General features: G+C 43.8%; 14 protein-coding genes. 3 read left to right on the forward strand and 11 right to left on the reverse strand.

Translation table 11 applies throughout. The annotated features are described in order from the left end of the window. Positions 1–4: 4 nt before the first annotated feature. On the reverse strand, positions 5–1642 hold the full coding sequence (locus AAHT65_RS00665) for a putative polysaccharide biosynthesis protein (RefSeq protein WP_061571869.1): 1638 nt from the start codon (positions 1640–1642) through the stop codon (positions 5–7). A 211-nt stretch (positions 1643–1853) separates the two neighbouring features. Here AAHT65_RS00665 and AAHT65_RS00670 point away from each other — a divergent pair, with 211 nt between their 5' ends. Both AAHT65_RS00670 and opuD read left to right on the forward strand, forming a co-directional pair. Then, positions 1854–3122 (forward strand): NAD(P)/FAD-dependent oxidoreductase, encoded by a 1269-nt coding sequence (locus AAHT65_RS00670; protein WP_094232601.1) that lies wholly within the window; start codon positions 1854–1856, stop codon positions 3120–3122. A 188-nt stretch (positions 3123–3310) separates the two neighbouring features. Then, positions 3311–4846, forward strand: coding sequence for a glycine betaine transporter OpuD (gene opuD, locus AAHT65_RS00675; protein WP_088117776.1), 1536 nt, complete (start codon positions 3311–3313; stop codon positions 4844–4846). A gap of 44 nt (positions 4847–4890) precedes the next feature. On the opposite strand, the gene AAHT65_RS00680 is transcribed toward opuD, so the two are convergent. The 6 genes from AAHT65_RS00680 to rmgP all read right to left on the reverse strand — a co-directional run bounded on the left by AAHT65_RS00680 (position 4891) and on the right by rmgP (position 9740). Continuing rightward, positions 4891–5073 (reverse strand): sporulation protein Cse60, encoded by a 183-nt coding sequence (locus AAHT65_RS00680; protein ID WP_003325003.1) that lies wholly within the window; start codon positions 5071–5073, stop codon positions 4891–4893. Between the two features lie 67 nt (positions 5074–5140). Continuing rightward, positions 5141–5821 carry a YesL family protein gene (locus AAHT65_RS00685; protein ID WP_343310828.1) on the reverse strand — a complete coding sequence of 227 codons (681 nt, stop codon included), beginning with the start codon at positions 5819–5821 and terminating at the stop codon, positions 5141–5143. A 19-nt stretch (positions 5822–5840) separates the two neighbouring features. Next, positions 5841–7130 (reverse strand): Gfo/Idh/MocA family protein, encoded by a 1290-nt coding sequence (locus AAHT65_RS00690; protein ID WP_061571873.1) that lies wholly within the window; start codon positions 7128–7130, stop codon positions 5841–5843. Between the two features lie 12 nt (positions 7131–7142). Continuing rightward, positions 7143–7637 carry a lipoprotein YteS gene (locus tag AAHT65_RS00695; RefSeq protein WP_343310829.1) on the reverse strand — a complete coding sequence of 165 codons (495 nt, stop codon included), beginning with the start codon at positions 7635–7637 and terminating at the stop codon, positions 7143–7145. Positions 7638–7642: 5 nt separating this feature from the next. Continuing rightward, positions 7643–8767 (reverse strand): glycoside hydrolase family 88/105 protein, encoded by a 1125-nt coding sequence (locus tag AAHT65_RS00700; protein WP_157763252.1) that lies wholly within the window; start codon positions 8765–8767, stop codon positions 7643–7645. A gap of 7 nt (positions 8768–8774) precedes the next feature. Further along, the gene (gene rmgP, locus AAHT65_RS00705) at positions 8775–9740 is read right to left on the reverse strand and encodes a polygalacturonan/rhamnogalacturonan ABC transporter permease (RefSeq protein WP_343310830.1); all 966 of its coding nucleotides are present in this window, start codon (positions 9738–9740) and stop codon (positions 8775–8777) included. Between the two features lie 215 nt (positions 9741–9955). Here rmgP and AAHT65_RS00710 point away from each other — a divergent pair, with 215 nt between their 5' ends. Beyond that, positions 9956–12271 (forward strand): helix-turn-helix domain-containing protein, encoded by a 2316-nt coding sequence (locus tag AAHT65_RS00710; protein WP_343310831.1) that lies wholly within the window; start codon positions 9956–9958, stop codon positions 12269–12271. 79 nt (positions 12272–12350) lie between these two features. On the opposite strand, the gene AAHT65_RS00715 is transcribed toward AAHT65_RS00710, so the two are convergent. The 4 genes from AAHT65_RS00715 to AAHT65_RS00730 all read right to left on the reverse strand — a co-directional run bounded on the left by AAHT65_RS00715 (position 12351) and on the right by AAHT65_RS00730 (position 16970). Then, on the reverse strand, positions 12351–13844 hold the full coding sequence (locus tag AAHT65_RS00715; protein ID WP_343310832.1) for an extracellular solute-binding protein: 1494 nt from the start codon (positions 13842–13844) through the stop codon (positions 12351–12353). A gap of 26 nt (positions 13845–13870) precedes the next feature. Beyond that, positions 13871–14731 carry a carbohydrate ABC transporter permease gene (locus tag AAHT65_RS00720; RefSeq protein ID WP_315917074.1) on the reverse strand — a complete coding sequence of 287 codons (861 nt, stop codon included), beginning with the start codon at positions 14729–14731 and terminating at the stop codon, positions 13871–13873. Positions 14732–14929: 198 nt separating this feature from the next. After that, positions 14930–15691 carry an NAD(P)-dependent oxidoreductase gene (locus tag AAHT65_RS00725; RefSeq protein ID WP_343310833.1) on the reverse strand — a complete coding sequence of 254 codons (762 nt, stop codon included), beginning with the start codon at positions 15689–15691 and terminating at the stop codon, positions 14930–14932. 79 nt (positions 15692–15770) lie between these two features. Beyond that, entirely contained in the window at positions 15771–16970 is a 1200-nt protein-coding gene (locus AAHT65_RS00730; protein WP_063637149.1) for a cytochrome P450, read from the reverse strand. Positions 16971–16997: the final 27 nt, after the last annotated feature.

Below are 16997 nucleotides of genomic sequence, written 5' to 3' on the forward strand. Positions count from 1 at the left end.
CTTGTTATTCAGAAGAATGTCTTCCTTTCTTTAAAAACCCCGGCAGCCGGCGTCCGAACATTTTCTCCAAAAATCCTAAACGGTAAGCTCCGTACATATAGACAGCTCCGCCGATGACGGCAGCGACAAAGACAACAAAGGCTGATTGCATCTGGCCATTTTCATATGAGATAAACAGGCTCAAAATCCACTCGGTAATTTTCACAGCGATCCCCATGACGGCGGACAGAATAAAAATCAAAATGGCGCGCTTGAGTAAAATCTTATATGAGTACCCCGCATGGCGGCGGATCATGATAAATCCGTACAAAAGCGAGACGGAGTAGCCAAGCGCAGTCGCCAAGATGGCGCCGTTGCCCTGAAACAATTTGATAAGCGGCACATTCAGCAGCACTTTGACAATGACACCCAGCACGAGGCTGACAACGGCGAATTTTTGCTTATTAATGCCTTGCAGAATAGCAGCGTTGACGGTAAACAAAGAAAACAATATGGCAACCGGCGCATACCAGAACAAGATGTCTTGTCCGATTTCAGGATGAAGGCTTTCAGAACCGTAAAAGAACGTATATGCCGGATCTGATAAAAACGACATCCCGATGACCGCGGGAACCACTAAAAACAGGATAATCTGCATTGTCTGGTTAATCTGCTGGTTCAACAGCTTAAAATTCCTGTTCGTAAATGATTCCGTAATGGTCGGAATCAAGGTCAGCCCAAATGCAGTCGCCAAGGAAACAGGAATCATGACAAGCTTTGGCACATACAGTGTGACAATCGCAAGCATGTCTTGGCTTATATCTTTATAGCCCGCTTCAATCATCGCTTTATTAAACGTATTCGTATCAATATAAGAATAGAGCGGAATCGCCAAGCCTACAAAAACATAAGGAGCGGCATAGCTGAAAAGCTCGAGAAACATTTTCTTATAGCTTAAATCGGCGGTCGGGCCTGTATTCGGCTGCATGGCCAGCAAATCGCCTTTTCGTTTATTCCAATAATAATAAAGCACAATCAATCCGCCAAACGCACCGATCAGTGCAGCGAACGTTGCATAGCCGACTGCAATGACAAGGCCGCCGTCAATGACTTTTAAAACGATATAGGTCGCGCTCAACAGAAAAATAATGCGCGCAAGCTGCTCGACCACTTGTGAGACAGCCGTCGGTCCCATCATCTGGTGCCCTTGAAAAAATCCCCTCACAAGACTCATAATCGGCACAACTAACAGCGCCAAGCTGACCATGCGGATGACATATACCACGTGATCAACCGTCAGTCCATTATTATCCGCGCCTCCAAGGGAGATTTTTGCGAAAAATGGAGCAGACAGATACAAGATAAAAAAGGCAATCATTCCGGTGACAAGCATGACTGACATGCCGGCCTTCAGCATCTTCCTGCTTGTTTCATAATCACCCTTCGAATTGTATTTCGAGACAAACCTGGACACCGCCGCCGGAAATCCCATGGTAGCAATGTTTAAAAAAATTGTATATTGATTATATCCGTATTGAAATAAGGCTCCGCCTGTTGCTCCGACCATCGCGCCGAAAGGAATTAAATAAATCATACCTAATATCCGCGATATGTAAGTACCGAGTGTTAACACAAACGTGCCTCTTAACAGTTTGCTTGACATGTTTCTTCATCACCATTTTCTACGAAGATTCAACTTTTCTATTTTAACACAACTGGTCATTTTTACGGTAATAAATACAAAACAGAATCTCTTCATAGCCACAGTTTGGATAAAAGACGTTTAAGGCAAACGCTTCTTTCGCTATAATAGAAGCGTATGGAGTTTTTTCCTCCTGCCGACCTATATGTGAAAAGAAAGTTGTTGATGAACTATGAAGCAATATGACGTAATCGTGATTGGCGGCGGACCATCAGGCCTGATGGCTGCGATTGCAGCGGGTGAACAGGGCGCCAGTGTTTTATTAATAGATAAAGGAAATAAATTAGGACGCAAGCTCGCCATTTCCGGAGGCGGCCGCTGCAATGTGACGAACCGCCTTCCCGTAGAAGAGCTGATCAAGCATATTCCCGGCAACGGGCGTTTTTTATACAGCGCCTTTTCGGAATTTAACAATGAGGATATTATTGCGTTTTTTGAAAAACTCGGCATTCAGTTAAAAGAAGAAGACCACGGGCGGATGTTCCCTGTTACAGACAAAGCACAAAGCGTGGTGGACGCGCTTTTAGACCGGCTGAAACAGCTCGGTGTCACCATTCGCACAAATGAAAAAATCAAAACCGTCAGCTATGAAAACGGACGGGCGGCGGGCATTATCACAAACAATGATGAGGTGATTCACGCCCGGGCAGTTATTATCGCTGTCGGAGGAAAAAGCGTTCCCCATACCGGGAGTACGGGAGACGGCTACGCCTGGGCAGAAGCTGCGGGGCATACCATTACCGAGCTGTTTCCGACAGAAGTGCCGGTCACTTCCGCCGAACCGTTTATTAAACAAAAAACATTGCAGGGCTTATCCCTCAGAGATGTCGGCGTCAGCGTGCTGAACAAAAGAGGCAAGCCGGTCATCACCCACGTGATGGACATGCTGTTTACCCATTTCGGCTTGTCAGGCCCGGCCATTCTCAGATGCAGCCAATTTGTTGTTAAAGAGCTGAGAAAACAGCCCGAGGTGAAACTGCGCATTGACCTTTACCCTCATATAAACGAAGAAGAGCTGTTTCAAAAGATGCAAAGGGAACTGAAGGAGGCTCCGAAAAAAGCAATCAAAAATGTCTTGAAGCCGTGGATGCAGGAGCGGTATTTGCTCTTTTTGCTTGAAAAGAACAGCATAGATCCGCAGATTTCATTTTCTGAACTGCCGAAAGAGAACTTCAGAGCCTTTATAAAAGACTGTAAGCAGTTTACTGTGACCGCCAACGGAACCCTCTCCATCGACAAAGCCTTCGTGACGGGCGGAGGTGTATCTGTAAAAGAAATTGATCCAAAGAAACTGGCTTCAAAAAAAATGGACGGGCTGTATTTTTGCGGAGAAATATTGGATATTCACGGATATACAGGAGGCTACAATATCACGTCAGCTCTTGTCACCGGCCGGCTCGCAGGGGTTAACGCCGGACGTTTCGCCAAAGAAAACGCTTAAGACACTTACCCTTTGAGAATGAATTTTGCAGCATAGATGTCTTGAAGAATTGCTGAAGTAATGGTAGGGTGGAATCGTTTTGTTTCACCTGATCATGGGGTATTGTGAGGAAAGAATGGTTTCCGGCTGCATGACTTATACTAGGCTTACAAGTAAAAGTAAAATAAATGTCAGAGGGTGAGGATAATTTGAATAAAAATATTTCAAGTGTTTTTTGGATTGTGATTGCTATCACAGCAGCAGCAGTGCTGTGGGGAGTGATCGCTCCAGAAAACCTGCAAAATGTGTCAGAAACGGCACAAACCTTTATTACAAATTCATTTGGCTGGTATTATTTATTAGTTGTTTCTATTTTCGTCGGATTTTGTCTCTTTTTAATATTCAGCCCGATCGGCAAAATCAAGCTGGGCAAACAGGACGAAAAGCCGGAATTCAATCTGCTGTCTTGGTTTGCAATGCTGTTTAGCGCCGGCATGGGAATTGGACTAGTTTTTTACGGTGCGGCTGAACCGATCAGCCATTTTGCAATCAGCTCTCCATCAGGTGAAACAGGAACCCCTCAAGCTTTCCGGGATTCACTCCGATATACATTTTTCCACTGGGGGCTGCACGCATGGGCCATTTACGCGGTGGTTGCGCTGTGTATTGCTTACTTCCAATTTCGCAAAGATGCGCCCGGTCTGATCAGCAGCACGCTGTACCCTATTTTAGGCGAAAAGGTAAACGGGCCGATTGGAAAAACCATTGACTGTATCGCCGTTTTTGCCACAGTAGCCGGGGTAGCTACAAGCTTGGGAATCGGGGCGACCCAAATTAACGGCGGATTGAATTATTTATTCGACATTCCGATTAATTTCACCGTTCAATTGATTTTGATCTGTATTGTAACTGTTCTCTTTTTAGCTTCATCATGGAGCGGTTTAGGAAAAGGCATTAAATATTTGAGCAATATGAATATGATTTTGGCAGGGCTGCTAATGGTGTTTATGCTGATTGTCGGTCCTACCATTCTGATTATGAACTCACTTACCGATTCTATCGGACAGTACATCTCAAATATTGTTCAGATGAGCTTCAGATTATCGCCGAATGATCCGGGAAAACGCGAATGGATCAATAACTGGACGATTTTCTATTGGGCTTGGTGGATTTCCTGGTCTCCATTTGTCGGCATATTCATCGCCCGGGTTTCAAGAGGCCGGACGATCCGTGAGTTTTTAATAGGTGTTTTGGTAGCGCCTTGTATTCTTGCTTTTCTATGGTTCTCTATCTTTGGCGTATCTGCTATAGATCTCGAGCAGACCGGCGCGTTTCACATTGCCGGCCTTACGACAGAAAATATGCTGTTCGGCACGCTTGACAATTATCCGCTCACAATGGTTACGTCCATTCTGGCGCTTGTGTTAATTGCCGTTTTCTTTATTACATCAGCAGACTCGGCAACATTTGTGTTAGGCATGCAGACGACGTATGGTTCTTTGAATCCGTCAAACCCTGTGAAGCTAAGCTGGGGCATCATTCAATCTGCAATGGCGGCCGTTCTTTTGTATTCCGGAGGGCTCAGCGCTCTGCAAAATACAGCGATACTTGCTGCCCTGCCCTTTTCAATTGTTATCCTTTTCATGATTGCGGCCTTGTACAAAGCATTGTCAATGGAACGCAGAGACATAAAACAATCTGAGAAATATCAAAAACCGAGAAGCCCCCGTGTAAAAAAAGCATAGGTTGAACAAAATGATCTTTCCGCGCCTTCAGCGGAAAGATCATTTTATTTTCGATATAAAATTAAAGCCGAAAAACAATACAGCTGCTCGCCTTCAGGATCGCACGCCGCAGACACGGTGTATTTAATATCAACCAGCTGTTCTTCCGAAATGCCCTTTAAAAACGAATTGATCTCCGTTTGCAAATCTTTTTCATGCTCCTCATCAAACACAGCTACCTTTAACATCACTCGCTCTCCTTTCCCTATCAATCTATTCCAGTTGGAACAGGGTTATGATAGAGAATCAAACTCTTTATCCGTTTTCAGCGCTGTCAGAAGGATAAAAAGCGGGAACGGCCTGTTTTCTACTCTCCGTTTTTTCATCTTGCCGCTCTGTGTTCTGCAAAACAATATAAGCAATCCGCATGTGGAAGAAGCTGAGAAGGCTGACGCTGAAAAAGGGAATAATACCCGGCAGATAAGCCAGAAGCACAAACGCGGCGATCGTTAAAGCAAGCATGACCAGCGTATATTGCAAATACGCGACACTAAGCAAAAGAGAAAATTTGAAATACAGGCGTTTTTTCCAGTTGAAATGAGCAAGCAGCGGGAAGATATATAAAAGCATCGAAATAAACAGAAAGCCGAAGATATAAATAGCGAAGCGCAAGACATGCAAAAAGAAATGATCAGGATAGATAAAAGCCAGATCAATATAAATAACCAGTCCGACACTAGCCAGCACGGCACCGATGAGATTCGACCGGATAAACTCAGCTTTATATTCTCGGTGAAACGTCTGCCAGACAGTTACGTGCTCTCGGCCTTGAATCCATTTTCTCATCACAGCGAATAATGCGGCAGTCGCCGGCATAAAACCGAAGATGCCAAGCCCAAGTACGGTGAAGACCAGCCAAAGGAAGTTCGTATAGGCAAATCTCATGACCCACTCGCATATTTGCAGCACTCTGCCCATGGAACCATCATACTCCATTCCCTTCCCTCCTTTCGCATTAAGCGTTTTGCATATGAAAAAGCCCCTTGATGGTGATCGGTTTCTTTTCCGCAACAGACCGCCATATTCCTTCACCGACTGCGATGGAATAAGCTCCTGCCTCAGCTCCCGCCAAAATGTCATACGGACGCAGCGGATCTTTTCCTAAAAAGATGTCCTCCAGCAATAGCGGATCTCCTCCGCCGTGCCCTCCGTCGTTTTTGACCACTTGAATCGTTTGCTTTGACTCAAAAAGCGGGTAATATTCGATCGTCTGCTCGGGAAAGCTGAACGGAATTCTGGAAGGCTCGTGGAATTCGTTCGTTTCAATCCTTCCTTTCGTGCCGTTTATCGTAAGGCGGTACCCCTCATACGGGGCGGAAAAAGTGACGGAGTAGCTTAAAAGCGCACCGCCGTCATATTTTACAGCGGCCACATACGTATCCTCGATATCAATTTCTTCATCAAAAATACACGCGTCGGGCCTATATTCGGTATACAGCAGAGATTGATCTGCGGATGAATCGATATGATCATCTTTCACCGCCGCGTTTTGTGAGCGGGGATGCCACCTTGAGTAATATTGGCATTTCTCCCTGACGCTGCACGTTCCGCAAAATCGGCCGTCCTCTCCCCGCAGCGGATTCCATTCGCTTTTTGAACCGAAATAATGTAAACTCCCGTAGGCAAACACTTCCTCCGGCTGCTGGTCCAGCCACCAGTTCACCAGATCAAAATGATGTGTTGATTTGTGAACCGAAAGACCGCCTGAATACTGCCTTGACCGGTTCCAGCGCTTAAAATAGCTGGCGCCGTGATACGTGTCAATATACCAATTCAAATCAACTGATGTAATTCTCCCTAGTTTCCCTTCCAAAATCAGCTCTTTGATCTTGCGGTGGTACGGGCTGTACCGGTAATTAAAAGCGACGGTGACCTTTCCTTTGCTTTTGGCTTCAGCCGCAAGCACCCGCTTTGCATCATGCACAGTGGTGACCATCGGTTTTTCCGTAATGACATCCTTATCCCATTGAAGCGTTCTGATAATATACCTGACGTGGGTGTCATCTCTTCCCGTCACAATGACCGCGTCCGGATTTGACCGCCTCATCATGTCGTCAAACTCCTCTTCTTTAAATACAGAAACCTGTTCAAGCTCTGGGAACCTCTCCTTGCAGACGGCAAACCTTTTCGGATCGGCATCAAGCAAGCCGGTAATCTGATAGCCGGATGAAAAATTTGTGAGTAAAGGCTTAATAAACATGCTGAATGCCCTGCTGCTCAACCCGCAAATGGCAATTTTCTTCAATGGTATCCACCTCTATCGGACTTCTTTTAATTGAGTAATCAGTTCGAGCGCTTCCTTTGTTTTTTCAGAATAGGCGGGGATAAACGCTACCATATTCCGATTCAGACGAAACGAACAGCCATTCAGCCGCTTTTCCCCTTTTTCGATAAGAACCGCATAATCGGCTCTTTCCCTTGTTTCTTGATCAAGAATTGTATAAGGGCCTCTTTTTTCTCCAGACATTTCATCTAATAGCTGAAAGTTCTCCGGATCGTCGTAAGTGTGAAACATGTCCTCAGGCACGATAAACAAATCCCCTTCCTGAGCGGTGATTTCAACCAGGAGTTTCTCCGGCAGCACCGGAAAAATGTCAGCTTCTGCTCCTTTGCCTGAGGCGGCATCTTTTATTTTTTCCTGTAAGTCTGCCTTCATATCGGAAAACATGATCACGTGAATGCCCTCCGGCTTGCTGGAGCATGATGTCAGCAGCAGCACAGAAAGCACTCCATACGCGGCCAGCTTTAACATGTTATTCATTTTTTTGATGAGGTAAGAAGTTTGTCTGTTTCAGTCATTGCTAAAATAAAGGCACCCGCTCCATGCAGGTCATTCGTGCTTTTTTTCCTGTTGACGTAGTAATCATAGAATCCTGCCGATGTGCCGACACATATGTCCTTTACAAAAAAGAAGCCGTCAGATTCTCTCGTTTCCGTTTTATATTGGATCAGTCCTTGGTACGCTTTTAAAACTTGATCCTTATAAGACGGGCTGATGTAACCCATATTAATCGCTTTCGCCATGGCATACATATACAGGCACGATCCGGAGCTTTCAAGCCAGTTGTCAGGGCGGTCTCCTTTATCAACAACCTGATACCACAGACCGGTCTTTTCATCCTGATATTCGCAAATGCTCTCAAGCATTTCCCGAAGCGTTTTTATCCATACTTGACGCGTTGTATGGTGCCTCGGCAGCTCTTCAATCATGTCAGCCAGTGCCGTCACATACCAGCCGATCGACCTTGCCCAAAATTCTGGGGAACAGCCTGTATCCTGATTGGCCCACGGCATTTTTTTCATTTCATCCCACGCATGGTAATAAAGGCCGGTTTTCTTGTCTTTCATGTGTTTTCTCATCAGCCGCTCTTGCAAGATAACCATGTCAAACAGCTTCTGCTCTTGTATAAGGTTCGCATATTTCAAAGCGAACGGCCCTCCCATATACAAACCGTCCAGCCACATTTGATAAGGATAGCCGTCCTTGTGCCAGAAGCCCTGTTCAGATGTCTGATTCAGTGTGCCATATAAGCCCCGCAGCCTTTTTGCCGCCTTCATATAACGCTCATCACGGGTAATTTCATATAGAGGAAACAGAATAAGCCCCGCCTGAATGGCGTCAAGCTCGTCTCTTTTAAATAAGAGATTGCCGTAATCATCAATCAATAGATCTGCATATGCTTTGACGTACTCGATATAACAATCCTGACCTGTTGCTTTCCACAGGCTTACATTGCCGCATAAGAACACACCCTGATGATAGTGCCAGCGGTTTGCGGGCGGGAGCTCTTCGACTGTATATGTGTTCATGATTGTTCTCGCCAGTGCTTCCGCATACGTAAGCGGTGATTTCGTTACGGTTGATAAATTCATAGAAACCATTCCTCTCTTAATAGATTCCTTCTTCTCCGAACTTCTTCGCCAAGCGATTCGCAAGCATCACCAAGATCAGCCCGACTGCCGCTTTAAATACGCCGACCGCTGTACTGTAGCTGAATTGCCCCTGTTTTAAGCCTGCGGTATACACATACGTATCAAAAATTTCCGCCACCTCTCTATTCGTCGCGTTTAATAGTAAGTACACATGCTCAAAACCAAGCTCAAGCGTATCGCCAATTTTTAAAATTAACAGGACGACGATGACGCTCTTGATAGCCGGGAGCGTAATATGCCACATTTGGCGGAGACGGCCTGCGCCGTCCATTTTTGCCGCTTCATACAGCTGCGGATCAACGGCAGTGATCGCAGCGAGATAAATGATTGTCGACCAGCCTGCCTCTCTCCAGATCACCTGCAGAATATACAAGGGCCTGAACCATTCCTCATTCAGAAGGAAATTAATCTTTTCCCCGCCGAAAAACGCAATCAGCTCGTTAATCAGCCCTCCATCCACCGTCAGAAGCACAAATGAAAGCGATACGACAATCACCCAGGACATAAAATGGGGAATGTAGATCAGCGTTTGGATGAATTTTTTAAATAAAGCGATTCTTACTTCATTCAGCAGAAGGGCCAACAAAATCGGCACCGGGAAAAAAATGATGAGATTTAATGCGAATAACAGCAATGTGTTTTTTAAGAGGATAAAAAATGTAGGCTCTGTAAACAGTCTGACAAAGTGCTTTAAGCCGACCCACTCACTGCCTAATATGCCGAGAAACGGCTGATAATCCTGAAACGCGATAACGATTCCCCACATCGGCACATATTTAAAAAGCGAAAAATAAATACAGCCCGGCAGAATCATCAGATACAAATACTTTTGCTGCATCAGCTTATTTAGTAAGCGCTTTCTTTTTTCTTTTTTTAATGTCATCGTGTTTACAGACTGAGATGGTGCTTCTGCTGTTCTCACTATTTCACTGCCTCCTTTCAAGGGGTGTCGGTATCACTGTAGCCCAGCTCGGGAAAGTCCGTCTACAATCATGTCATCACATCATTGCCCGGCCCCCTCTCTAGCGCTTTTCAGCCTCTCTATCTGTGACAAAGACACCCATCTCAGAAAATGATTATTGACAATATCTATAAATCTTTGAATTAATTGTATTAGAACAAGAGAATTGTAAGGAAATGGGGGGTTTTATGAAAAGAAGCCAATACAAGTTTTATTACAAACTAATCACGTTTTTCTGTTTGCTCAGTACGATTCCCGTCATCATAGTCGGAATCTTTTCGTACGAGCATTCACAGAAAACGGCGATCTCCAACGTATCAGAAGAAAAGCTGGAAACACTTCAGCAAACCCGGCAAAACATTGAACATATATTAAAAACGGTTGATCACTCTCTGACCCACTATGTCAGTTCGCCGCCTCTCCTTCAAACATTGTCAGAGCCTTTATATTCTGATCAATTTCAGCTTTATAATCAAGTGAATCAAGAGCTGAATTACCTGCAAAGCTTTGATACCGACCTGTCCAACATGACGCTCGTCAGCTATATCAGTAATTGGTATATGAATAATTCGGGTTTATACCGGATGAAAACTGACGCCCAGCGGGCAGCAGCCAGAGCCTATACCAAAAACAAACCGAGCCGTTCCTATTGGCAGTTAGAAAAAAACAACAAATTGATCTCTACAAAGGAAGGAAACTCAGGAAACTGCCCGCACAATATTAATTTGATAAAACAGCTTCCGCTCAACAGCACCAACACTAAAGGGCTGGCTGCCGCCAGTATACCAAGCTGCTCACTCGTGAAAAACATGCCTGATTATTCAGCGGCAGAAAGTGTGTCCGTCATAGATGAAAAAGGAAACATCATCCTTCACAACAATATTGCTGACATAGGCGGTTCTCTCCAAAACAAAGCCTTTGTGAAAAAGATTTTGTCTGCCGGCTCCCAAAACGGGCAGTTCGAAATGAAAATTGATCAGATCCATTACAAGATCACCTATCAAAAATCCGATTATAATACTTGGACTTATTTCTCCCTTGTCTCCTTGCCGGAACTTAAAAAGGAGGCGAAGTCGATCGGCTGGATCACCTTTATGATCTGCTTCGTATTGTTAGCGCTTTCATTACTGTTCTCCTGGTTCGGTTCCCGTCATTTTTACAAACCGATCCGCCTGCTTTATGAATCATTTGCGCGCCATGATACCTTTTTAAGCAAACAGCCGCACCAAAATGAATTCGAACTGATCGAACGCAGCATCAAACAAATAAAAGACAAAAACGATGATTTGGAAGCAACAATCGAGCAGCAGGCGACTCATCTTCAGCAATACTTTATGGTCAGACTCCTGCTCGGCAAACTGACCGATGAAGAAGTCAATAACCGTTTCGAAAGCTTGGGTCTCAAGCAAGATTGGCGCCATCTCGGCGTTCTTGTACTGCAAATCGACACACTGCAGCATACGCCATATGAAAAAAAAGACATTGACTTGCTGTTGTTCGCCGTCAACAGTCTCATTGAACATACCATCCCGGCCGATAAGCGGCTTCCTCCCGCCATCGTGGATAAGCAGCAGGCCACCATTCTGATCAACCGCGGTGAATCCAAAGAAGAATTTATTCAAGATTTACATGAAATGGCACAGCTCATTCAAGAAAGTGCGGAAACTGAGCTGCGTCTGCCGGTCAGCCTCGGTATCAGCCAGCCGTTTGAACAATTAGCCATGGCCAAGACAGCATATGCGGAAGGGTCGGAAGCGTTGAAATACCGGTTGCAAGCTGAAAAGAAATCGATCATCTTCTTTCAGCGTATCGAACAGAAAAAAACATTTAAAACCCACTTTCCTAAGCAGCTTCAGCATGAATTGTTCGACGCTGTCAAATCCGGCGACAAAGCAAAAGCCGATCAAGCCTTACACGCCATTTTACAATCCATATTCACGCATAATACCAACCCTTATCAGTTCCAAATCGCCATCGCCCGCTTTTTGAATCATTTATTTGAACTGATGCATGTGCTCGGAATTGAACTGTTTGAGCTTGAAGAAAATAAAATGCTTTATGATCATATCTTCGAACTGAAAACATTTGAAGATACAGAAAGCTGGCTGAAAACGGAGCTCATTAATCCGATCATCGAAAAATTGGACGCGCGGTCGGCATCACAATATAAAAACATTTCCGAGAAAATCATTCACATTATCCATCAGGAATTCGATTCAGAGCTTACGCTGGATGAAATTGCACGGAGACTGCATTACAACCCGAATTATTTGAGCAGTATATTCAGAAAAGAAATGAATATCTCATTTAGCGAATATGTCTCTTCCTATCGCCATCACATGGCAAAAAACTGGCTTGCAGAAACAGAGATGCCGGTTAAAGAAATTTCAGAAAAGTTAAAATATAAAAATTCACAAAACTTTATCAGATCGTTTAAAAAGCTTGAGGGCATTACACCCGGCAAATACCGCGAGCAAAAAAGAAACACATAAAAAACCCGATTTTCAGGGCGGGTTTCAGATGGTTGGCAAAAGCCAGAGCATGAAAAATGCTCCGGCTTTCTTTTTCCTATCATTCTTTTTTAAGAGAAGCTTCATATTCCTCGATGATTTGTTTTCCGCCGTTTGTTTTCCATTTTTCTATTTCTTTATCAAATTGGCTTTCATTTATCTCTCCGAGTATATATTTGTATGTGGCATCATCAATGATTTTTTGCAGCTCTTCGCCTCGTTCTGATGCAGCGGCTGAGTACAAGCTTTCAGCAGGGTTGGCGACAATGATCTTGTTATTGTCCTCTGTCAGTTCTTCGTACGCCGTGCGGAGCGGATCACCGGTGTTTTTTAAGTATGCTTTGTCAATGGCAATTAAACCGGAGAGAGGCTGTATATCAGTCCGCCAATCTTTCACTTGGCTTTCCTCACGCGAGAAAGTCTTTCCTTTGCCTTTGTTATAATGTACGCCGTCGATGCCGTATGTCATTAAGCTATACACGTCTTCTTCCGCGATGCGGTCAAAAAATGCCAATATCCGTTTTAATTCCGCTTCTGTTTTCACACTCGTTTTCGGAAAGGCAAACAAACCGTTATGTCCGCCCGATGCCCAAATACGTTCCTTTCCATCGGAGCCTTTTATGCGGTTGAGGATTTCAAGCTCCATTGATTTATCTGAAGAATTGTCCCGCAAATTGACCGCATCCACCATATTGCCAATATAAATGCCGGCTTTCCCCTGAGAAAATAATTCCTGCTGCTGTGTCTTGCTTGTCACCGGAAAATCCTTATTCATATAGCCGTTATCACGAAGCTTTTTCATATAATCCATTGTCTCTTTGTACTCTTTCGTCATAAAATCAGGTGTTAAAGTTCCGTTTGATTTCTTCCAATCGGTCGGCATGCCTTGATATGAACCGAGTGTTTTAAAGGCGCCGTAAATCAAATCATTTCGGTCTGTGATGCCGATCGTATCATTCTTCCCGTTTCCGTCAGGATCTTTTTCAGTAAATGCTTTTGCCGTTTCAAATAGATCCTCAAGGCTTTCAGGTGTCTTCATATTCAAATTGTCCAGCCAATCCTTACGTATGACGACTCCCTGTCTGGATAGCGGCCGCTCTCTGTAAATGCCGTACAGCTTGCCGTCGACAGATACGTTTTTGTTAATCAATTTATTCATTTTACGCAAATTCGGGTAGTCCTTTATATAATCGCCGATCTCCCAAAACATGCCTGATCTGAATGCGTTCATCACAGATGAATTTTTGATGTCCTGAATGGAAACGATCTGCGGCAGATTTCCCGCCGCCAAAGCTGCATTTAATCTGTCCTCTTTCACGGCGTCAGGAACCCATGTAATATCAAGCTCTGTATTTGTCAGCTTTTCAATTTCCTTGATCGCTCTGTCTTTCGGCGGCTGCTGGTGATATAAAATCGCCATCCAAGACAGCTTGGCCTTCGAGTCCAAATCCGTTTTGCTTTCAGCTGATGTTTTTTCAGTTCCTTTGCAGCCTGCCAGTGCTCCGCTGATCCCTAAAATCAGGACAATCATCAGCATCCGAAATGTTTTCCCCATAGTACCCCTCCGTTTTTTAGACTTCCTCATCCCTTTACAGACCCTAACAGCGCGCCTTTTGCAAAATGTTTCTGTATAAACGGATAGACAAGCAGCACGGGAATCGTCGCGACCACAATGACCGCCATCTTGATCGTCTGCTCCGGTGGCGGGCTAGCGGCCCCCATTTCAGACATGTCTCCCTGAATGCCGCTTGATACAATCACAATTTGGCGCAGGAGCACTTGAATCGGCCATTTTGCCGAATCATTTAAATAAAGAATCGCCGTCATATAGGTGTTCCAATATGTCACTGCATAAAATAATGAAATCGTTGCAATCGCGGGAAGCGACAACGGCAGCACAATCTTAAAGAAAATGCCCAGATCATTACAGCCGTCCATTTTCGCAGACTCTTCCAAACTGGCGGGAATGTTTTGAAAGAAGTTTTTTAAGATGATTAAATTAAATGCATTGATCGCTGTCGGAAGAATGAGAGCCCAATAAGAATCGAGCAGCCCGAGTGTTTTCACGACGATAAACGTCGGAATCATTCCCCCGCTGAACAGCATAGTGAACACAACCAGAAACATGAGCGTTTGGCGACCTTTTAAATCGCGGCGGGACAATCCGTACGCCATCAGAGAAGATAAAAACATGCTGACAGCGGTCCCTATGAAAGTAACAAATACAGATATCAGCAAGCTTTTATAGATAATATCCGTTGAGAATATATACCGATAGGCATCAAGCGAAAAGGTGCTGGGTATCAAAATGAATTTTTTCGATACGACCTCCTCCACCGTAGCAAAAGAGGAAGCTATTACATGGATGAACGGAAGAACACAGATCAAAGCAAATGTAAGCAAAAACGTATAATTGAAAATAGTGAACATGCGGCCTTTCATAGAATGCCCGATGCTCATCACCCCCCTTGTTGTAAGCGTTATCATTTTAAAAACTTAACAAGCTGCAGCTGTCGCCGATATCGTGATTTCAATGTAACAAAAGGAAAAAACAGCGTCTATAATCATTTGAACAGAGTCTATTGTACAGCGGGGAATAAAAGAAAAAGAGCATAATCTTAGAAAATGATTATGCTTTTCTTATTGGCCGTCCTCTTTTTCTTTTAATAAATCTCTAGTATTCATTTCAGGTGTATACCCGAGTTCATTTATGGCGGATTCTATGGACCAAGGTTTTCCCGGATTATCGGACACCGCGTAATAAGTGCCATAGCCGATATCTGTTTCAATCGCCGCTTTGAATATCTTAAGTAAATCAGTATGGGAAAGCAGTGTTTTATTCGTCCGTTCTTTTTCATGAAGGATGCCGGTCTCGTTTTCCGCTACCGTCCCAATTCGAAGGTTAATCACAGAGAGCTTGTTTTCAAGGTAAAACAGATGCCCGATATTTTCAGATGTTAATTTTAATACACCGTACAAATTTTTTGATTTCGGATAATCCTGTGTTGTAATTTCCCGGCCCAGCAGTGAACGGCCGTTTTCTTCGTAAACATCTGTAACATGATTGCTGCTGGCAAAGATCACCTTTTTGATTCCAAGCTCAACAGCCGCACGGCATAAATAATAACTCGCCCTGTAAAACACATCCGTCATTTTTTCAAATTCATCAATATCCAAAACATCATGCTTGATTTTTACAGCAAGTAAATTCACGAGCACATCCGTGTCGTTCGGAATCTGCTCGACTAAATCCGGGTAGCTTGACGCATCGGCCTGATAGGATTCAAATCCGTCTTCACAGCGTTCCTTATCAAGCACTGCCACTTGGAACTCAGGTGAGAGGCCTTTTGCCAAAATTCTTCCGATGACACCGCTGCCGCCGGCAATTAATACTTTTTTCATTGTTTCACCCTCCTTTCCTATTAGCTTACCCATTTTTCGCGCGACAGCAGTTTTTTCAAACAAAGAGAGATGCTCTTTATTAAAAAGTAACCGGAAGTTCTGTCAATGATCTAAAACCAATAAGCTTCCGATATTGCACGTTAGGAGTAGACAGTTGAAGGTTAGGGATTCGTTGCAGCAGTGTACAAATCGCGATTTGCGCTTCTAAACGTGCCAATGAGGAACCTAAGCAAAAATGAATGCCCTGTCCAAATGCGAGATGAGGATTTGGATTTCTAGTAATATCAAGCACATGAGGATGAGTGAATTTTTTCGGATCTCGATTAGCAGCACCTAAAAGGATATATACATGTTCTTCTTTTTTAATCATCATTCCGTTCATTTCAATATCTTCAGATGCAACACGAGCTGTCATTTGTGTAGGGCTCTCATAACGTAAAAATTCCTCGACTGCCGATTCAATAAGCGATGGCTTTTCCTTTAGTTCCATTAGCTTCTCTGGATGATTTAATAAGGAAAGGATCGAATTGCTGATGAGATTTACCGTTGTCTCATGTCCGGCAATGACGAGCAATATACATGTTGCCAGTAATTCCTCATCTGATAACCTGTCATCTTGCTGCTCCTTCATTAACATGCTGATGAGGTCATTTTGAGGGTTATGTTTTTTCTGTTGAATCAGATCTTTGAAATACGCTATTAACTTTATAGCCTTATCGTTACCCTTTGTTAATTCCTTTCTGGATCTGGTAAAATCAATTGTTTGAATTAAACTTGCAGCCCATTCTCTAAATTGATAACTCTCTCCTGCCGGTACTCCTAACATTTTAGCTATAATGAGGCTTGCTAAAGGAAAAGCAAAATCTGAAACAACATCCATTGTTCTCTTATACTGCACTTCATTAAGCAAGACATTAACAGTTTCGTTTATATAAGGACGATAGCTTTCTGCAAATCTTGGAGTAAATGCTCTGCTCACCAGCATGCGTATACGTTTATGATCAGGTGGATTTTTAAACAGCATCATATGGTGCTGCATATTTTTAAGTTCACTATATTTTTGTGAGTTCTCTGGGAGCGGGATGCGATTTTTAAATCTGGTATCTTTAAGAATCGCTGCCGCCTCTGCATATCCCGTTACATACCATCCCGGATATTTTAAGAAATTCCCCTTATATATTGGATGAATAGAACGCAACTTATCGTAAAAAGGATATGGATTTTCAAAAAACTCAGAAGAAGAAAGTGAAACAGGGATTGTTAGATTTTTAATTGTCATGTCATGCCCCCGCTCGGGTTATTTTTT

This window comes from Bacillus atrophaeus, from assembly GCF_039519175.1.
Lineage (GTDB): Bacteria > Bacillota > Bacilli > Bacillales > Bacillaceae > Bacillus > Bacillus atrophaeus.

Excerpts from the sequence above, each read along its gene's own strand:
- AAHT65_RS00665 (WP_061571869.1), bottom strand. The coding sequence starts at position 1,642 with ATGTCAAGCAAACTGTTAAGAGGCACGTTTGTGTTAACACTCGGTACT.
- AAHT65_RS00670 (WP_094232601.1), top strand. The coding sequence starts at position 1,854 with ATGAAGCAATATGACGTAATCGTGATTGGCGGCGGACCATCAGGCCTG.
- AAHT65_RS00680 (WP_003325003.1), bottom strand. The coding sequence starts at position 5,073 with ATGTTAAAGGTAGCTGTGTTTGATGAGGAGCATGAAAAAGATTTGCAA.
- AAHT65_RS00685 (WP_343310828.1), bottom strand. The coding sequence starts at position 5,821 with ATGGAGTATGATGGTTCCATGGGCAGAGTGCTGCAAATATGCGAGTGG.
- AAHT65_RS00695 (WP_343310829.1), bottom strand. The coding sequence starts at position 7,637 with ATGTTAAAGCTGGCCGCGTATGGAGTGCTTTCTGTGCTGCTGCTGACA.
- AAHT65_RS00700 (WP_157763252.1), bottom strand. The coding sequence starts at position 8,767 with ATGGTTTCTATGAATTTATCAACCGTAACGAAATCACCGCTTACGTAT.
- AAHT65_RS00710 (WP_343310831.1), top strand. The coding sequence starts at position 9,956 with ATGGGGGGTTTTATGAAAAGAAGCCAATACAAGTTTTATTACAAACTA.
- AAHT65_RS00715 (WP_343310832.1), bottom strand. The coding sequence starts at position 13,844 with ATGGGGAAAACATTTCGGATGCTGATGATTGTCCTGATTTTAGGGATC.
- AAHT65_RS00720 (WP_315917074.1), bottom strand. The coding sequence starts at position 14,731 with ATGAAAGGCCGCATGTTCACTATTTTCAATTATACGTTTTTGCTTACA.
- AAHT65_RS00725 (WP_343310833.1), bottom strand. The coding sequence starts at position 15,691 with ATGAAAAAAGTATTAATTGCCGGCGGCAGCGGTGTCATCGGAAGAATT.
- AAHT65_RS00730 (WP_063637149.1), bottom strand. The coding sequence starts at position 16,970 with ATGACAATTAAAAATCTAACAATCCCTGTTTCACTTTCTTCTTCTGAG.